Source organism: Streptosporangium sp. NPDC006007 (genome assembly GCF_040614315.1).
GTDB lineage: Bacteria > Actinomycetota > Actinomycetes > Streptosporangiales > Streptosporangiaceae > Streptosporangium.
The window spans coordinates 25,403-41,701 of sequence record NZ_JBEXUG010000038.1 but is presented as its reverse complement, the minus strand read 5'-3'; the positions used below and the strand labels follow the sequence as shown (position 1 = coordinate 41,701).

General features: G+C 69.1%; 20 protein-coding genes and 1 tRNA gene. 12 read left to right on the top strand and 9 right to left on the bottom strand.

All coding sequences use genetic code 11. From position 1 onward, the window contains the following. The first annotated feature begins 193 nt into the window (after positions 1 to 193). Positions 194 to 844: a helix-turn-helix domain-containing protein gene (locus tag ABZ194_RS24405; protein ID WP_355599320.1), complete on the top strand. Its 651-nt coding sequence runs from the start codon at positions 194 to 196 to the stop codon at positions 842 to 844. Further along, entirely contained in the window at positions 841 to 1,347 is a 507-nt protein-coding gene (locus tag ABZ194_RS24400; protein ID WP_355599319.1) for a hypothetical protein, read from the top strand. The genes ABZ194_RS24405 and ABZ194_RS24400 overlap by 4 nt, the downstream gene beginning before the upstream one ends. Positions 1,348 to 1,474: 127 nt before the next feature. Here the strand turns inward: ABZ194_RS24400 and ABZ194_RS24395 are convergent, their stop codons facing one another. After that, positions 1,475 to 1,864 carry a nuclear transport factor 2 family protein gene (locus ABZ194_RS24395; protein WP_355599318.1) on the bottom strand — a complete coding sequence of 130 codons (390 nt, stop codon included), beginning with the start codon at positions 1,862 to 1,864 and terminating at the stop codon, positions 1,475 to 1,477. Between the two features lie 252 nt (positions 1,865 to 2,116). Then, on the bottom strand, positions 2,117 to 2,848 hold the full coding sequence (locus ABZ194_RS24390; RefSeq protein WP_355599317.1) for an HAD family hydrolase: 732 nt from the start codon (positions 2,846 to 2,848) through the stop codon (positions 2,117 to 2,119). A 233-nt stretch (positions 2,849 to 3,081) separates the two neighbouring features. Between ABZ194_RS24390 and ABZ194_RS24385 the strand changes: the two genes are divergently transcribed. Both ABZ194_RS24385 and ABZ194_RS24380 read left to right on the top strand, forming a co-directional pair. Further along, positions 3,082 to 3,720 carry a maleylpyruvate isomerase N-terminal domain-containing protein gene (locus ABZ194_RS24385; protein WP_355599316.1) on the top strand — a complete coding sequence of 213 codons (639 nt, stop codon included), beginning with the start codon at positions 3,082 to 3,084 and terminating at the stop codon, positions 3,718 to 3,720. Between the two features lie 89 nt (positions 3,721 to 3,809). Beyond that, on the top strand, positions 3,810 to 3,950 hold the full coding sequence (locus ABZ194_RS24380; protein WP_355599315.1) for a hypothetical protein: 141 nt from the start codon (positions 3,810 to 3,812) through the stop codon (positions 3,948 to 3,950). A 104-nt stretch (positions 3,951 to 4,054) separates the two neighbouring features. Here the strand turns inward: ABZ194_RS24380 and ABZ194_RS24375 are convergent. Then, positions 4,055 to 4,128, bottom strand: a tRNA-Pro gene (locus tag ABZ194_RS24375). A gap of 58 nt (positions 4,129 to 4,186) precedes the next feature. After that, entirely contained in the window at positions 4,187 to 5,086 is a 900-nt protein-coding gene (locus ABZ194_RS24370; RefSeq protein ID WP_355599314.1) for a metallophosphoesterase, read from the bottom strand. Between the two features lie 80 nt (positions 5,087 to 5,166). On the opposite strand from ABZ194_RS24370, the gene ABZ194_RS24365 reads away from it, so the two are divergent. Next, positions 5,167 to 5,619, top strand: a complete 453-nt coding sequence (locus ABZ194_RS24365) for a GatB/YqeY domain-containing protein (RefSeq protein WP_355599313.1) — start codon at positions 5,167 to 5,169, stop codon at positions 5,617 to 5,619. Positions 5,620 to 5,749: 130 nt separating this feature from the next. Here the strand turns inward: ABZ194_RS24365 and ABZ194_RS24360 are convergent, their stop codons facing one another. Then, the gene (locus ABZ194_RS24360; RefSeq protein ID WP_355599312.1) at positions 5,750 to 8,023 is read right to left on the bottom strand and encodes a transglycosylase domain-containing protein; all 2,274 of its coding nucleotides are present in this window, start codon (positions 8,021 to 8,023) and stop codon (positions 5,750 to 5,752) included. 267 nt (positions 8,024 to 8,290) lie between these two features. Here ABZ194_RS24360 and ABZ194_RS24355 point away from each other — a divergent pair, with 267 nt between their 5' ends. After that, positions 8,291 to 8,587 carry a WhiB family transcriptional regulator gene (locus ABZ194_RS24355; protein ID WP_012887233.1) on the top strand — a complete coding sequence of 99 codons (297 nt, stop codon included), beginning with the start codon at positions 8,291 to 8,293 and terminating at the stop codon, positions 8,585 to 8,587. Positions 8,588 to 8,726: 139 nt separating this feature from the next. Here the strand turns inward: ABZ194_RS24355 and ABZ194_RS24350 are convergent, their stop codons facing one another. Together ABZ194_RS24350 and ABZ194_RS24345 are read right to left on the bottom strand one after the other, a co-directional pair. After that, on the bottom strand, positions 8,727 to 9,854 hold the full coding sequence (locus ABZ194_RS24350; RefSeq protein ID WP_355599311.1) for an ArsA family ATPase: 1,128 nt from the start codon (positions 9,852 to 9,854) through the stop codon (positions 8,727 to 8,729). Further along, complete coding sequence (locus ABZ194_RS24345) at positions 9,851 to 10,855, bottom strand: ArsA-related P-loop ATPase (protein WP_355599310.1); 1,005 nt, start codon at positions 10,853 to 10,855, stop codon at positions 9,851 to 9,853. Before ABZ194_RS24345 ends, ABZ194_RS24350 begins: the two co-directional genes overlap by 4 nt. Before the next feature lie 153 nt (positions 10,856 to 11,008). Between ABZ194_RS24345 and ABZ194_RS24340 the strand changes: the two genes are divergently transcribed. From ABZ194_RS24340 to ABZ194_RS24325, 4 genes are all read left to right on the top strand, one after another. Then, positions 11,009 to 11,164, top strand: a complete 156-nt coding sequence (locus tag ABZ194_RS24340; protein ID WP_221460272.1) for a DUF4177 domain-containing protein — start codon at positions 11,009 to 11,011, stop codon at positions 11,162 to 11,164. Further along, entirely contained in the window at positions 11,161 to 11,619 is a 459-nt protein-coding gene (locus ABZ194_RS24335; RefSeq protein ID WP_355599309.1) for a RidA family protein, read from the top strand. Before ABZ194_RS24340 ends, ABZ194_RS24335 begins: the two co-directional genes overlap by 4 nt. A 73-nt stretch (positions 11,620 to 11,692) precedes the next feature. After that, positions 11,693 to 12,541, top strand: a complete 849-nt coding sequence (locus ABZ194_RS24330; RefSeq protein ID WP_355599308.1) for an NUDIX hydrolase — start codon at positions 11,693 to 11,695, stop codon at positions 12,539 to 12,541. A gap of 67 nt (positions 12,542 to 12,608) precedes the next feature. Further along, entirely contained in the window at positions 12,609 to 13,397 is a 789-nt protein-coding gene (locus tag ABZ194_RS24325; RefSeq protein ID WP_355599307.1) for an MBL fold metallo-hydrolase, read from the top strand. A gap of 57 nt (positions 13,398 to 13,454) precedes the next feature. On the opposite strand, the gene ABZ194_RS24320 is transcribed toward ABZ194_RS24325, so the two are convergent. Continuing rightward, positions 13,455 to 14,135 (bottom strand): Crp/Fnr family transcriptional regulator, encoded by a 681-nt coding sequence (locus ABZ194_RS24320; protein ID WP_355599306.1) that lies wholly within the window; start codon positions 14,133 to 14,135, stop codon positions 13,455 to 13,457. Positions 14,136 to 14,285: 150 nt separating this feature from the next. Here ABZ194_RS24320 and nth point away from each other — a divergent pair, with 150 nt between their 5' ends. Together nth and ABZ194_RS24310 are read left to right on the top strand one after the other, a co-directional pair. Next, the gene (gene nth, locus ABZ194_RS24315) at positions 14,286 to 14,942 is read left to right on the top strand and encodes an endonuclease III (protein WP_355599305.1); all 657 of its coding nucleotides are present in this window, start codon (positions 14,286 to 14,288) and stop codon (positions 14,940 to 14,942) included. 88 nt (positions 14,943 to 15,030) lie between these two features. Then, positions 15,031 to 15,672, top strand: coding sequence for a CoA pyrophosphatase (locus ABZ194_RS24310; RefSeq protein WP_355599334.1), 642 nt, complete (start codon positions 15,031 to 15,033; stop codon positions 15,670 to 15,672). On the opposite strand, the gene ABZ194_RS24305 is transcribed toward ABZ194_RS24310, so the two are convergent. Next, the gene (locus tag ABZ194_RS24305) at positions 15,622 to 16,236 is read right to left on the bottom strand and encodes a HEAT repeat domain-containing protein (protein ID WP_355599304.1); all 615 of its coding nucleotides are present in this window, start codon (positions 16,234 to 16,236) and stop codon (positions 15,622 to 15,624) included. The genes ABZ194_RS24310 and ABZ194_RS24305 overlap by 51 nt on opposite strands. Positions 16,237 to 16,299: the final 63 nt, after the last annotated feature.

Here is a 16,299-nt window from a genome sequence, read left to right as displayed (position 1 = left end):
CATCCCTGTCGGCGGCACTGTCCCTAGGCCTGAGCGCAGAGTTCGAGGCATCCGCACCGCGGCTCAGCTGTGCCCGAAGGATCCTGAGGACCCTCGCAGGAGCCTGACCGGCCTGGATCGGGGAGAATGATAGAAGCCGTTGACGAACGTCAACACCCCTGCGAAGCTCAGGTATTAGGTGGGAGGAGGAGCGGTGGAGTATGAGTTCCGATTCGTAGTTGAAGGCGTGTCCGTCGACGATATCGACGTAGTGGAGACGCTTGATCGGGAGCTCGACGCCATGTTGTTCCGTGGTGGGGGGGTTGACCTTCTTGACATTGCCGCCGAGGGCGTAGACGCTCTGGCCGCCGCCATGAAGGCCGCTCGCGGGGCCACCATGTCCATCCCGGGCCTTCGGGTACTCCGCCTCTATCGTGATCTGGTTGGTGTTCCAGAGATCGCAGAACGAGTGGGAGTCTCGCGTCAGAATGTCCATCAGTGGATAGCCGGAAAGCGGCATGGCGGAGTTTCGCCTTTTCCTCGGTCGGAGGGCACGGCGGGGCGAGCGCAAGTATGGCTGTGGACAGAGGTCAATGAATGGCTGGAGCAGATCGTCCGGGGCGATGGGGTCAATAGGCCGACCCGCAATGAAATGGCGGATATTGATTCCGCGCTGAACTGCAGCCTCCAACACAGGACAGAGCGTTCGATGGAGCGTTGGCGTCGAAATCGACAGGTTGGCGTCGCTCTATATGAAGCTGATCTTGTGTTGAGTGGGGTGGATGACAACGGTTCCTTCATGGATAGTCCTATGAAGGGCTGGGATCGCGCAGAGGCCTCGCATTATAAGGTTGCGATGCAATGAGTGTTGAGCAAGAAAAGTCGTTGATGACTCTAGAGAAGCTCGAAGCCCTGCTTGAGTTGCGCCGTGTTTTTTTCGTCGAGTCGTCGAGTCGACGCTGGAATTCTGGAATAGGCGAGGAAGAAGTCCCGCCTGCCAGTACAGCTCGCGACCTTCAGGTGATGCAGACTGCGGACGAGGAAAGCATCTCTGTGCGAGGTCGCATGATCGTAAAGACGCCCCAAGCGGTTCTTATTGCTGACGTCGTGGCTGTCTTCTCGATCGAAGAAAATGACGACGATAAAAACTCGGGAAAAATTGAAGAGGTTGAACTTTCCGCTGATCTTATGCGAGAGTTCGCTGAGCGAGTGGCAGTGCCCATACTTTTCCCGTTTATTCGAGAATCCATCTATGGCGGTGCTCGAAAGATAGGTGTTAAGCCTCCTGTGTTGGGCATTCTCCGGCATGGGAGCGTCTCGCTGAAAAAAATACCGGAGCCTTTCGGCCCTTCAGGGGATCAGCGTTAGATGAAAGATGCAACGGGGAAGCCGTCAAACCGCTGAGATGTCAGGCTACCCGTGGTGTCTGTACTGAGGCCTCGGTCCGGAGGGTCGTGGATGGCCTGTCACATGGCGGCGTTCACGCGGGCCGGTGTCAAGCACGACCGATGGCTTCGGGCGAGGAGCCGGCGAAGACAATGATCTCGTCGATGTCGCCTCCGGCGGTCACATGGACGACATCCATCCCCGACAGGAGAGTTTCGCCGCCGGCGCCCTCGTAGCGCCAGCCGAACCTCGCCCACTCTCCGGGCGCGTCCACCTGGGTCGTCCTGACGAGGCGTCCCGGCCCGCCGGGGTGGCCATGGACCACCGCGGCGATGAAGTCGCTGACGACCCTGCGCCCCACAGCGCGGCCTAGAGGACCCCAGAAGACCACGTCAGCGGTCAACGCGCGGCTCAGGAGGGTGACACGGCGCTCGGGGTCGACGGTGGCGGTGGCTTCGATGAAGATGTCAATGGCCTGCGCGTAGAGTTCCTCGCCCATCACCCTGCGGTCCTCTCGGTGATTGACATCCTCTCCGCCCTAAAGGGCGGAGATTCCCGTCTGCCGCGTGTGCGGCTTCGAGTGGGTTCCTGCTTCGTCGCGCGGTGCCGGGACGAGTCCCGATCTTACCCGCGCTCCACAGTCGTTTGGTCTCTCCGCCTGTCCGGCGGCGAGGATGTTGATCGCGGCGTTGACGTCCCGGTCGTGGGTGACACCACGCCCTCACACCACGCTGAGGTTCGTGAGAGCCGGTCAGGCGTTCGTGCGTGATAGGTGGTCGGGGAGGTCGGTGAGCCGTTCGATGCGGAGCACCGTCTCGTCTGCCGCCGGCGATGGTCCACCGGTGACGAAGTTGACGCCGCGGTCCAGCCAGATGCCGGTGAGCCCGGCGAGGGCGGCCTCGTTCACGTCGCTTTCCAGCATGTCGCCCACGTTGACCGCCTGCGCGGGGTCCGTCCGCATCCACCGGCAGGCGGTGGCGTAGGCGACGGGCTTGGCCGCACCGAGCTCGGTCGGGGTCAGAACGGCTTCGAAGTATTCCAGGAGGCCGAAGCGGGCGAGCTTGGCGCGCTGCTGCCCGGGGTCCCCGTTGGTGAGAACGGCCAGACGCGGTCCTCGGGGAAGCCGTTTCAGGGCCTCCAGGCATGGCTGGACATCGGGATAGCACCGCCAGGACTCCTCGAACACGGTGAGGTAGCGCTCGGCGATCCAGGCGTCCAGAAGGCCGGGGCTTTCAGGAACCGGCTCGCCGAGCATCGGCAGGAAGGAACGGAGCCTGCGCCGGTGGTGCTCAGCGAAGGAGCACTGACCGGCCAGGTATTCCCGCATGTGGCGCCCCTCCAGCGTCCACCACAACGTCACCAGCTCCTCCGGCGGAGCCGTCGCGTTCGGCGCGGCCCGGACGATCTGGCCGATCGTTTCCCAGACCGCGCTTCGATGATCGACCAGGGTGCCGTCCAGGTCGAAGAAAACCACATCCGCCATAGGGTGATCATCTCGTGGCGCCTGTCCCTGACACCAGAGGGGTCCTTGGCGCCCGGTCTGGCGGACCACGCCACCTGAGGTGCTCAATCCGCCGACTGAAGTGCTCAGTCACATTGACGGCGCGGGGGCGTCCTGCTGTCCACCCGCCCCCACCCGGCCCCCGAGCCGTACCCTGCTGTCCGCAACCGTCGCCGACGGCGGATGCCGCCCGGCCCGCACAGAAGGAGCAGGTAATGACCAACATCAGAGCCGATTTCCTGTCCACTGCCCGCTCGGCTGCGGATCTGCTGCGCAACCCGGTGGTCGCCGCCGCCTGGAGCCGGCCGAGCGCGCTGCCGGAGTTCAGCGTGGCCGGTCTGGCGGGACATCTGGCCTACCAGATCCTGGCCATCCCACAGCTTTTGACCGGTCCGGTGCCGCAAGAGGAGACCGTCGCCCTGCTGGAGCACTACACCCGGGTGCGCTGGATCGGGGCGGGCCTCGACGACGACATCAACGTCCGCATCCGGCGAGGCGGCCAGGAGGTCTCGGCCGAAGGACACGCTGCGCTGGTGGCGCGCGTGGACTCGGCCCTCGGAGAACTGGACGGCACCCTCACCTCAACGGCGGACCGGCCGGTGCGCATCTCGCTGTGGGGACCGTGGTCACTGGCGCTCGACGACATGCTGATCACCCGGATGATGGAGCTCGCCGTCCACTCCGACGACCTGGCGGTCAGCGTGGGCGTGGCGACACCCACGCTCCCGCCTGGCGCCGTCGACACGGTGGTCGGCCTGCTGGCGCGCCTGGCCGTGCGACGCCACGGCCCAACCGGCGTCCTACGGGCACTCAGCCGCGCCGAACGCGCCCCGGCCACCATCGCCGCCTTCTGAGGCCGGGGTCTTTGTACCGGCGGCCTATGTAGTGAGGGCGTTGTCACCTCCGCCCGTGCATGATCACCCGGCCGCACCACCATGACGGGATGAGCGCACCCGACGACGACCCGATGCCCGACCACGTCCTCCGCGACGCCCTGGCCCTGAGTTACGCGCACCTGGCGCCGGAGGCTCACGAGAAGGTCATCACGTCGTGGAGGCGGCGTGCGACCGGAGACGGAAGTTAGTGATCTTGACACATCCGCGACGCACGATCACCGAAACCAGGGAGCGAAAAAGGCCGCTCCCGATCTCTCGGAAACGGCCTTTGACCTCGGGAAAGTCTTAAACGTCGGGGTGACAGGATTTGAACCTGCGACCTCTTCGTCCCGAACGAAGCGCGCTACCAAGCTGCGCCACACCCCGGTGCACGCCGGTCTTGCTCGTGCTTGGGAAAGTCTAGCGGACTTCGCGGGTACTTGCGTCACCGCTTGCGGCGGGGAACCAGGGTGAGGAGGCTGGCCTCGGGGAAGCAGGCGAAGCGGACCGGGGCGTACGGGCTGGTGCCCAGGCCCGCGGAGACGTGCAGGTAGGCGGAGTCGTGGCGGTTCAGCCCCTTCACCCGGGCCGGCTCGATGCCGCAGTTGGTGACCAGGGCGCCGTAGAACGGGATGCAGAGCTGGCCGCCGTGGGTGTGGCCGGCGAGCAGCAGCTGGTAGCCGTCCGAGGCGAATCGGGTCATGTTGCGGGGCTCGGGGGAGTGCATGACGCCCAGGCGGAGGTCGGCCTCCTCGGGGGCGGGCCCGGCGATCTCGTCGTACCGGTCGAGGTTGATGTGGGAGTCGTGGATGCCGCCCACGGCCACGTCGAGGTCGCCGGCCTTGATCCGGGCGACGGCGTTGTTCATGTCCAGCCAGCCCTCGACGGACATGGCGGCGCCCAGCTCCTCCCAGGGGAGCGAGGGGGCCCTGCGGGACTGTTCCCCCTTGGAGGTGCGCCAGAGGTAGCGTGCGGGGTTCTTGGCCCGTGGGGCGTACATGTCGTTGGAGCCGTAGACGAACAGCCCCGGACGGGACAGCAGGGGCTGGAGGGCGTGCATGAGGGGGGCGACGGCGTCGGGGTGCGCGATGGAGTCGCCGGTGTTGACCACCAGGTCGGGTTTGAGGTCGCCCAGTGAGCGCACCCAGTCGATGAGCATCCGCCTGCCGGGCGTGAGATGCAGGTCGGACAGGTGCAGGATCCGCACCGGACGGCGTCCGGGCTCCAGCACCGGCACGTCGAAGCGCCGCAGGCGGAAGGCGTTGCGCTCGATGACCGAGGCGTAGGCGAGACCGGCCAGGCCGACGCCGAGCAGGGACAGGGGCACCGCGGCTGCTTTCCTCACCTTCTCATCATGCCCGACATCAAGCCCTCAAGAGGAAACTCGGGATACAGATGAGCTGGTGAGGCGGCAAGATGGACCGCATGAGCGCATTGAAGGACAAGTTGAGGACCGATCTCACGGCTTCCATGAAGAGCAGGGACGAGGTCCGCACCCGGACGCTCCGCATGGCCCTGGCCGCGGTGAACGTCGAGGAGGTCGCGGGCAGGGCGGCGCGGGAGCTCTCCGACGACGAGATCGTCAAGGTGCTGGCCAGGGAGGCCAAGAAGCGCCGCGAGGCGGCCGAGGCGTTCAGCGGCGCCGGCCGTGTGGAGCAGGCGCGGGCCGAGGTGGACGAGCAGGCCGTGCTGGAGGAGTACCTCCCGGCCCAGCTGTCCGACGAGGAGATCGCCGAGATCGTGGACGAGGCCGTCGCGGAGAGCGGTGCCTCCGGGCCGCAGGCCATGGGGCAGGTCATGAAGATCGTGAACCCGAGGGTCGCCGGGCGGGCGGAGGGCAGCCGGGTGGCGCAGGCCGTTCGGAGCCGTCTGGCCTGACGATTGTGAGGCGGGGCTGTACGGAGTCGTCCTGCCTGACGGTCTTGAGTCTTGAGGCGGGGCCGTTCGGAGAGGAGCCCTCCCCGGACGCTCGGGGAGGGCTTTGCCGCCTCGTGGGGGAGGGCCGGGCCTACGGGTTGATCAGGCCGCCGGTTTCGGTGCCGGGCTCCCGGGTGATCCAGCCGCCGCCGTTGCCGTTGTTGTCGAAGCGGCCCCTGCCGTTGCCCCTCCCGTTGCCCCTCCCGTTGCCGTTGCCGTTGCCGTCGCCCTCGTCGTCGGGGCCGATGTGGTCGGGCTTCGGCGGGGCCTTGGGCGCGCACCTGCCGCCGGAGCAGCCGCCGAAGCGTCCCATGTTCACCGGGGTGAAGGCGGTCGGCTCGGTCCCCCGGAGGGCGTTGAGCATGGAGTACTTCCAGATCCTGCCGGAGATCGAGGCGCCGTACACGTAGCTGTAGTAGCGTCCGCCGATGGTCACGCCCGTCAGGTCGTGCATGAAGGCGCCGCGCGGGTCGCCGAGGCTGACCGCGGAGGCGAGGTCGGGGGTGAAGCCGGCGAACCAGGCGGCGGTGTAGCCGTCGGTGGTGCCGGTCTTGCCCGCGGCCGGGCGGCCGATCCCGCCGACCTCGGTCATCGTGCCCTTGGTGAACACCCCGGACATGATGTGGGCGGCCGCGTCGGCGACCTCCTCGTCCAGGACCTGCTCGCACTTGGGTTTGTACGGCGTGGCCTTGTTGTAGCGGTCGCGGATCTCGGTGATGGCCATCGGCTTGCAGTAGGCGCCTCGGGCGCCGATCGCCGCGTAGGCGGCGGCGACCGTCACCGGGTCCATCTCGTTGATGCCGAGGGTGAAGGTCTCGAACTCCTTCAGCTTGTCCCCGTCCGCGCGCTTGATGCCCAGGCTCTTGGCCGTCTTGACGACCTCGCAGAGGCCGACCTCCTGCTCCAGGCGCATGAAGAAGGTGTTCACCGAGCCCAGGGTGCCGGTCGTCAGGGTCTTGAAGCCGCCGCCGCCCTCGCTGGAGTTGCGCACCTCGTGCGTGGGGTCGCCGACCGCGTTGCCCTTGCAGTCGCGGAACGCGCTGTAGCCGGGGGCCGTGTATCCGGAGCCGGTGCCGAAGCCGTCGTTGAGCTTGAGCCCCTTGCTCAGGGCGGTGAGCAGGGTGAAGACCTTGAACGTGGAGCCGGCCTGGAAGCCCGCGCCGCCGCCGTGCATGACGTCGCCGGCCAGGTTGTAGCTCATCTCGTTCTTTTTTCTGTTCTGCCCGAACTTCCGGCTGGCGGCCATCGCCTTGATGGCGCCGGTGCCGGGCACGACCATCGCCTGGGCGGCGACCGGCTTGTCGCTGGTCTTGACGTATTCGGCGATGGCCTTCTCCGAGGCCAGCTGGGCCTGCGGGTCGAGCGTCGTCTTGATCGTCAGCCCGCCCCGCTGGAGCAGCCTCTTGCGCACCGCGGCGGACTTGCCGAAGATCTCGTTGTTGAGCATCTCCTGCTGTGCGTAGAGGCAGAAGTACGGGTAGGAGCTCTCGTCGCAGCCGCCGGGGACCGGGACGTCCTTGAACCCGAGTTTCCTGGCCTTGGCCTCCGCGGCCTCCTCCGGAGTGATCTTGCCGAGCTCGGCCATCCGGGTCAGCACGGTGTTGCGCCGCTCCAGCAGGCGCTCGCGGCTCGCCTTGCCCGCGTTGGGGTCGGTCCTGCTGGGGTTCTGCACGGCCCCGGCCAGGGTGGCGGCCTCGACGAGGTTCAGCTTGGAGGCCGGCTTGCCGAAGAACCGCTTGGCCGCGGCCTGGATCCCGTGGGCACCGGCGCCGAAGTAGGAGATGTTGAGGTAGCGCTCAAGGATCTCCGACTTGGTGTACTTCTCCTCGATGGCCAGCGCGTAGCGCAGCTCGTTCAGCTTGCGGGAGAGGGTCTGCTCGATCGCGGCGGCCTTGTCCTCGGCGCTCTCCGCGGAGTTGAACAGCACCAGCTTGACGTACTGCTGGGTGATGGAGGAGCCGCCCTGGACGCTGCTGCCGGAGAGGGTCTTCACGGCCGCGCGGAGGGTGCCCTCCATGTCGATCGCCCCGTGTTCGTAGAACCGGAAGTCCTCGATCGAGACGATCGCGGTCTTCATGATGTCGGCGACCTGGTCGAGCTTCACCGACTCGCGATTCTCGAAGTAGAACTGGGCGAACGGCTTGCCGTTCACGTCGAGCAGGGTCGTCTTCTCCGCCAGCGGGGGCTCGTTGAGCTCCTCGGGGAGCAGGTGGAGCTCCTCCGTGGCGGACTTCGCCGTCATCCCCGCGCCGCCCACCGCGGGAAGCGCGATGGCGGCGACCAACACCCCCGCGCCGGCGGCCGCGGCGAGCAGCCGCAGCGCGTTCCCGACTGTGGACCCCTGAGCTTTGCCTTCAGCTTGCACGAGTCCAAGGGTACGTCGGACGGATGGCCCAAACGGTAACGGAACCCCATTTCGTCTTGACTCGACCGTGTATCGGATGCAGGTGACTAGTCATTCCCGGCCAGATGGCCGCCGATGACCATGCGGGAAATTGGTCCCGCCGGGGTCTGTCGGCCCGAACGTCTGATTGCGTACGTTCTCCTTCTGCGGCAACTGAATATGGAGGCTCGACGCCCGCGCCCGTCGGCCCCAAGTCACGACTGACCACCTAAAGGGGAGTGGGGTCGAATGTGGATCACGGATTGGACCTCCCGTGCGGCCTGTAAGGGTGCGGATCCTGACGCGTTGTTCGTTCAGGGCGCTGCCCAGAACCGAGCAAAGCTGATCTGCCGAGGATGCCCGGTCCGGACCGAGTGCCTCGCCGATGCGCTGGACAATCGCATCGAGTTCGGGGTGTGGGGTGGGATGACCGAGCGCGAGCGTCGGGCGCTGTTGCGCCGGCGACCGGATGTCGACTCCTGGCGGGACCTGCTGGAGTTGGCCAAAGAAGAGTACGAGCGAACGAACGAGCTGATCGCCGGCTGAGTTCGCGCCGACCCCGTACGGCTGGCGCTCCGCGCCAGCCGTACACGCATGCCCGCGGGTTGGCCCGGACGTGTCCCGTGGCCGCCCGGTGGGCGGGTCCTCGGGGCTGGGCTCTTCGGGGCTACCGGGCTCTTCGGGGCTACTGGGCGGCCAGCAGTTCGCCCACCTGGCGCAGGCCCTTCAGGTCGTGCACGTCCTCCGGCATGGCGGGCACCTGGGCGACGGGCACCGTGGGGTGGGCGGAGACGAAGTGCTCCTGCTCCCGCCGCTCGCGGGCCGCCAGTTGCATCCGGCCGGCGTGCAGGCGCAGTACGGCGGAGGTGAGCTCGTGCTCGCCCCGGGATTCGAGGTCCTCGGCGGCGGCGGTGCTGCGCGCGGCGGACAGCACGGCCGCCGGTGCGCGGTGCACGCGGTTCACCACGAGCCCGGCCAGGGGCATGCGCTCCTCGGCGAGCCTCTCCACGAAGTAGGACGCCTCGCGCATGGCGTCGCGTTCGGGGGCGGCCACGACGACGAAGGCGGTTCCCGGGGCCTGCAGGAGCTTGTAGGTCTGCTCGGCCCGTGCCCTGAATCCGCCGAAGACGGCGTCCAGCGCGGACACGAACGTCTGCAGGTCCTTGAGCACCTGGGCGCCCAGCAGTTTGGTCAGTGCTCCGGCGACGATGCCGAACCCCGCGTTGAGCAGCTTGAAGGCGCTGCGTCCTCCCGCCTTGGCGGGGGCCGTCAGCAGCCGGATGAGCCGGCCGTCGAGGAAACGGCCCAGCCGCTCCGGCGCGTCCAGGAAGTCCAGTGCGGAGCGGGACGGCGGGGTGTCGACGATGATCAGGTCCCAGTCGCCCGACCGGCGGAGCTGGCCGAGCTTCTCCATCGCCATGTACTCCTGGGTACCGGAGAAACTGGACGACAGAGACTGATAAAAGGGATTTGTCAGGATCTGGCGGGCCCGGTCCGGGTCCGCGTGCGCCTCGATGATCTCATCGAAGGTGCGTTTCATGTCGAGCATCATGGCGTGCAGCTGGCCCTCGCCCGCCACGCCCGCGACCAGCCGCGGGGTGTTGTCCAGCTCGATGAGCCCCATGGACTGCGCCAGCCGCCGGGCCGGGTCCACGGTCAGCACCACGGCCGAACGGCCGCGCTCGGCCGCGCGCAGCCCCAGCGCCGCCGCCGTGGTGGTCTTGCCGACCCCGCCTGAGCCGCAGCAGACGATGATCCGGGTGCCCGGATCGTCGATGATCGGGTCGAGATCGAGGACCGGGGGGGTCTTCATGCGGCTCCCTGGGCGTGGATCGATTCGGCCAGTTCGTACAGCCCGGACAGGTCCACCCCGTCGGCCAGCAGCGGCAGTTCGTAGCGGGGGCGGCCCGACCTGTCCAGCGACCGCCTCTCGCGGCGTTCGAGGCGGGTGCGGTGGGCGTGCTCGGCGATCTCCGCCGCGAGGGCCTCGGCCACCGCGGCGGCGTCGGAGCGGCCCTCCGCGAGCCCGGCGGCCTTCAGGCCCAGCGCCAGCTCGGCCTGGTCGAACCGGCCCTTGACGGCGGCGTCCAGGACCGACTTGGGCAGCAGCGAGTCCCTGACCATGTTCGTGAAGATCCCGCCGGGCGGCAGCCCGGCCTCCCGCAGCTCGCCGATTCCGTCCAGGGTCTCCTGGACCGGCATCTCCTCCAGGAGCGTGACAAAGTGCACCGCGGTCTCGGGGGAGGACACAACGCCGTTCACCAGGTCGGCGTGGTTCTTGATCGGTCCTATCCTGGCCAGCCCGGCCACCTCGTTGGTGACGTTCAGGAAGCGGGCGATCCTGCCGGTCGGCGGCGCGTCCAGCACGACCGCGTCGTAGATCCGGCCGCCGTCCTTGCCCTTGCGCCGCACCGCCTCGGTCGTCTTCCCGGTGACCAGCACGTCGCGGAAGCCGGGGGCGATGGTGGTGGCGAAGTCGACGACCCCCATCTTGCTCAGGGCCTTGCCCGCGCGGCGCATGCCGTAGAACATCTCCAGATATTCGAGCATGGCCTCCTCGGGGTCGATGGCCAGCGCGTAGACGTCGCCGCCCGCGGGCGCGACGGCGATCTTCCGCTCCTCGTACGGCAGCGGCGGCAGGTCGAAGACCTGCGCGATGCCCTGCCTGCCCTCGACCTCCACCAGCAGGACCCTGCGCCCGCCCGAGGCGAGGGCAAGGGCGAGCGCGGCGGCCACCGTGGTCTTCCCGGTGCCGCCCTTACCGGTGACGACGTGGAGGCGTACGCCGTCCCAATCGGTGTCGCGAGCTCTCACCTTTCGAAGGCTACCCAACGGCCATATGGTGATTGGCCGGGACCGTACCGTTGGTGACCGATCGGGTATGGCCCGGTGCCCTGTGAACGCGCCGGTCCGGTGGACCCAATGGGGGGGATCCGTCCGCGTTTGGGCTCTCGCTAGGGTGTCCCCATGACGCAATGGGAATACTCGACGGTTCCACTGCTGGTCCACGCGACCAAGCAGATTCTTGATAACTGGGGTCAGGACGGCTGGGAGCTCGTCCAGGTTGTGCCGGGGCCGAACCCCGAGCAGCTGGTCGCCTACCTGAAGCGGCCGAAGCAGTGACGCCGGAGGAGAGGCTGACCGAGCTCGGCCTGAAGCTTCCCGAAGTCGTCCCGCCGCTGGCGGCCTATGTCCCGGCGGTTCGCACGGGCAACTACGTCTACACCTCGGGGCAGCTCCCGATGGTGGACGGCAAGCTTCCGGCGACCGGCAAGGTCGGCGCCGAGGTCAGCCCCGAGGAGGCCCGCGAGCTCGCCAGGATCTGCGCGCTCAACGCTCTCGCGGCGGTCAAGTCGGTGATCGGGGACCTGTCCGGCATTGTGCGGATTGTCAAGGTTCTCGCCTTTGTGGCCAGTGACCCTGGTTTCGGGGGGCAGCCCCAGGTAGTCAACGGTGCGAGCGAGCTGCTCGCCGAGGTTCTGGGGGACGCGGGCAAGCACGCTCGCAGCGCGGTCGGTGTGGCCGTTCTCCCGGCGAACGCGCCGATCGAGATCGAGCTGATCGCCGAGGTTCGCTGACGGTCGTCCGGGGCGGGAGCCGTACCCCAATCACGAATTCCAGAGCGGAGCGTTGTTCTGATGGAGGGGCTGAATGGGCGGGATCCCGCTCTCCGGTGAGGACGGCCGGCGTGCGCGCGACATCCTGGCCGGGCGGGTGCCACCCGTCCCGGCCCGCGATGCCGCCACGGTGGCCGTCCTGCGCGGGCGGAGCGCCGGCGGGATCGAGGTCTACCTGCTGAGGCGGAAGGCGAGCATGGCCTTCGCCGCCGGCGCCCACGTCTTTCCCGGCGGCTCGGTGGACCCCCGGGACACCGACCACACGGTCGCCTGGGCGGGCCCCTCGCCCGCCGGCTGGGGAAGGGTCTTTCGCGCGGACGAGAAGACCGCGCGCGGCCTGGTCTGCGCCGCGGTGCGGGAGACGTTCGAGGAGTCGGGCGTGCTGCTGGCCGGGCCGTCCCCGGAGGCGGTGGTGGCGGACACCACCGGTGAGGACTGGGAGGCGGACCGGATCGCGCTGATCGACCGGAGGCTGTCGTTCGCCGGCTTCCTGGACCGGCGCGCCCTGGTCCTCCGCGCCGATCTGCTCCGCCCCTGGGCGCACTGGATCACTCCCGAGGTGGAGAGCCTGCGGTTCGACACCCGGTTCTTCGTCGCGGCGCTCCCGCCGGGCCAGCGCACCCGGGACGTGGGCGGCGAGGCCGACCGGGTCGCCTGGGTACGGCCGGCCGACGCGGTCGAGCGGGCCGGGAGCGGCCGGATTCTCCTGATGCCGCCCACCTATCGCACGCTCGCCGAACTCGGCGGCTATCGGACCGTGGCCGACGTGCTCGCGGCCGAGCGCGAGATCGTCACCTTCATGCCCGGGGTCGCCGAGGTGGACGGGGAGATGCGCGTCGTGCTCGACGACGACTACCACAGCCACAGGTACGGTGCCGGTTGAGCGGGCGGATCGGCGGGCACGGGAGGTGCCCGTGCGAGGGCTCCCGGCCGCCGGGTGCGGAGGCGGAGTGAGCGGGCTGCGGATCCCCCTCGGCGGCCCGGACGGATCGGGCACGGCCCACGCGCTCAACCTCCTCGCCCCGAACCCGTCCCCCATGACCCTGGACGGCACCAACACCTGGGTGATCGGCCGCGGGGAGGACGTGCTGGTCGTCGATCCCGGACCGGACGACGAGACCCATCTGCGCCGGGTCGCCGACCGGATCGGCGGGCGCCGGGTGACGGCGATCCTGCTCACCCACGGGCACCACGACCACAGCGGCGGGGCCGGGAGGCTCGCCGAGCTGGTCGGCGCCCCCGTCCGGGCGCTGGACCCCCGGCACCGGCTCGGCGACGAGGGGCTCGGCGACGGTGACGTGCTCGCCGTGGACGGCCTTGAGCTCCACGTGGTCGGCACGCCCGGCCACTCGTTCGACTCGCTCTGCTTCTGGCTGCCCGAGGATCGGGCCGTGCTCACCGGCGACACCGTGCTCGGCCGGGGCACCACCGTGATCGCCCCGGACGGCGACCTGACCGACTACCTGCGTTCCCTGGACCGTCTCCGGGCGACGGCCGAGCGGGTGGGCGCCGTGGCGCTCCTCCCCGGGCACGGCCCGGTGCTGCCCGACCCGATCGGCGCGCTCGACGGCTACATCGCCCACCGGAGGCGGCGTCTTGAGCAGATCCGGCGGGCCCGCGCCGAGGGCGCGACGACGGTGCGGGAGATCGTCGAGATCGTCTACGCGGACGTCGGCGGATCGCTCAGGCCCGCCGCCGAGATGTCGGTCCGCGCCCAGCTCGCCTATCTCGACGGCTAGACCCGTACGGCCGCTCCGGCGCGTCCGGCGCGGCTCGCCGGATGTTCCGGCACGGCGTCAACGCGAGCGGTTGTGCAGCCGTTCCAGGTCCATGATGACCACGGCCTTGGCCTCGATGCGCAGCCAGCCGCGCTGGGCGAAGTCGGCCAGGGCCTTGTTCACGGTCTCGCGTGAGGCGCCGACCAGCTGGGCCAGCTCCTCCTGGGTGAGGTCGTGGTGGACCCGGATGCCGTCGTCGATCCGCTGGCCGAACCGGTCGGCCAGGTCGAGCAGGGCCTTGGCGACCCGGCCGGGAACGTCGGTGAAGACCAGGTCGGCCAGCACGTCGTTGGTACGGCGCAGCCGCTGGGCCAGGGCGCGCAGCAGGTGCAGGGCGACCTCGGGGCGGCCGGTCAGCCAGGGGCGGAGGTCGTCGTGGCCGAGCCCGGCCAGCCGGACGTCGGTCAGCGCGGTGGCGGAGGCCGTACGCGGGCGGGGGTCGAACAGCGACAGCTCGCCGAACATCTCGCCGGGGCCGAGCACGCTGAGGAGGTTCTCCCGGCCGTCGGGCGCGGTTCTGGAAAGTTTGATCTTGCCTTCGAGCACCACGTAGAGGCGGTCTCCGGTCTCGTTCTCGCTGAACAGGGCCTGCCCCTTGGAGAGGCGTACCTCGGAGACGCTCGTCCGCAGCGCGGCGGCGCCCTCGCGGTCGAGCGCCGAGAACAGAGGCGCCTTGGCCAGCACGTCGTCGGTGTTCACAGTGCCTCCTGTCTCGCGGCTCACGCAGTCATTGTGACCTATCCCACCGAGCCACTTTCAGGGGGCCCGTGCGCGTAGGCTGTCCGCGTGCTCCGCAACGTCAGTCCTGCTGGTGAATCCCAGCTTGCCCTGGTCCGTCGCGCTCGGAGGATGGACCGCGTTCTTGCCGAGACCTACCCAGACGCACACTGCGAACTTGACTTCGGCAACCCCCTTGAGCTGCTGGTCGCAACGATCCTGTCCGCACAGTGTACGGACAAGCGGGTCAACATGGTTACTCCAGCTCTTTTCGCGAAATATCCGACGGCGGAGGACTACGCCGGCGCCGATCGGGCCGAGCTGGAGGAGCTCATCCGGTCCACCGGCTTCTACCGGGCGAAGGCCGGCAACATCGTGGGCATGGCCCAGGCCCTGTGCGACCGTCACGGCGGCGAGGTCCCCGGCGGGCTCAAGGACCTGGTCGCGCTCCCCGGCGTCGGCCGCAAGACCGCCAACGTGGTGCTCGGCAACGCCTTCGGGGTGCCGGGGATCACCGTGGACACCCACTTCCAGCGGCTCACCCGGCGATTCGGGTGGACCGGTGAGACCGACCCGGTCAAGATCGAGCACGCCGTCGCCGAGCTCATCCCGAAGCGCGACTGGACGATGATGTCCCACCGTCTGATCTGGCACGGCCGCCGCGTCTGCCACGCCCGCCGGCCCGCCTGCGGCGTGTGCCCCCTCGCCGCGCTCTGCCCCGCGTACGGAACCGGGCCCACGGACCCCGTCCAGGCCGCCAAACTGGTACGTCCCGGCCCTTTCTCGTAAGTCCTTCCCCTCCGTCCGCCACGTCGGATCCGCCGGAGGGGAAGCACGGAGCCGGAGAGTCGCGTTGCAGAACATCGGAGGTGTGTCCGTGGAAGTGCCCGGATGGATGGAGAAGCTGGCCGAGCGGGCCGCGACGGCACCGGTGCCCCCGTCGCTGCGTCCCCCCGCGGACGGCGGACGTCCGGCCGCGGTGCTGATGCTGTTCGGTGAGGGGCCGCTCGGCCCCGACGTGCTCCTGATCCAGCGCAGTCTCCGTGGCCGCCGGCACGCCGGGCAGCCCGCCTTCCCCGGTGGCGGCGTGGATCCCGAGGACGGCGGCCCGGTCGCCGCCGCGCTGCGCGAGGCCCGGGAGGAGACCGGCCTCGACCCGCGCGGGGTCCACGTGGTCGGCACGATGCCCGAGCTCTACATCTGGCGCAGCGACAACCGGGTCACCCCGGTGCTGGGCTGGTGGCACACGCCCTCCGTGGTGCACGCGGCCTCGCCCGACGAGGTGGAGTCCGTGGAGCGGGTCCCGATCTCCGAGCTGGTCGATCCGGCCAACCGGCTCAACCTGCGTCACCCCGGTGGCTTCACCGGGCCCGCGTTCCGGGTGCGCGGGCTGCTGGTGTGGGGTTTCACCGCGGGGGTGCTCGACGGGGTGCTCGACGACTCGGGCTTCGCCCTCCCCTGGAACAGGTCACGGATCGAGGATCTGCCTCCGGACGTCTTCGACCTCGCCTCCCGCTGACGCCCCCGGCACCCGCTCCCGGCCCTCCGGCTCGCCGAGGTCCTCGATCTCGTGGCCGGTCGCCAGGGCCAGCCCGAGGCGGGCCCAGTCGGCCACGTCGTCGTCGGAGTCGTCCGTCAGCCGCCGCAGGGTGGCCAGGCCCGCCGGATCGGGTGGGCTGCCGATGATGTTCGGCAGCGCGTAGGCCGCGCCGTACCGGACCCCGGGGTCGGTGTGCTCGCTCAAGGCGATCACCGAGGACAGCGCGCGGCGGTCCCTGAGGTGGCCGAAGGCGATCAGCACCGAGTAGAGCACCATGCAGTCGTCCTCGCCGGCCGCCATGAAACGGAGCAGGGTCAGGCTCCGGTCGGCGAACGGGAGCCCGCCGATGACGTCCACCCCGAGCATTCGCTCGGCCGCGGTCTCTCCCGCGCACAGCCGCCTGGCCGCGGTGAAGGTCTCCAGATCGCCGCGCTCGTGCAGTGTGGCGATCGCGTTCCAGCGGATCGTGCCGTCATGGTCTCGGTCTCGCAGCGCGGTCTCGATGAGAGATTCCACGGCCGGCGACCCCCCGATCGTTGCCATACGGTCACGATAACCGGACGGACCTCCGACAAGGAGTGCACGCGCGGGCTGGGGGCTGGATAC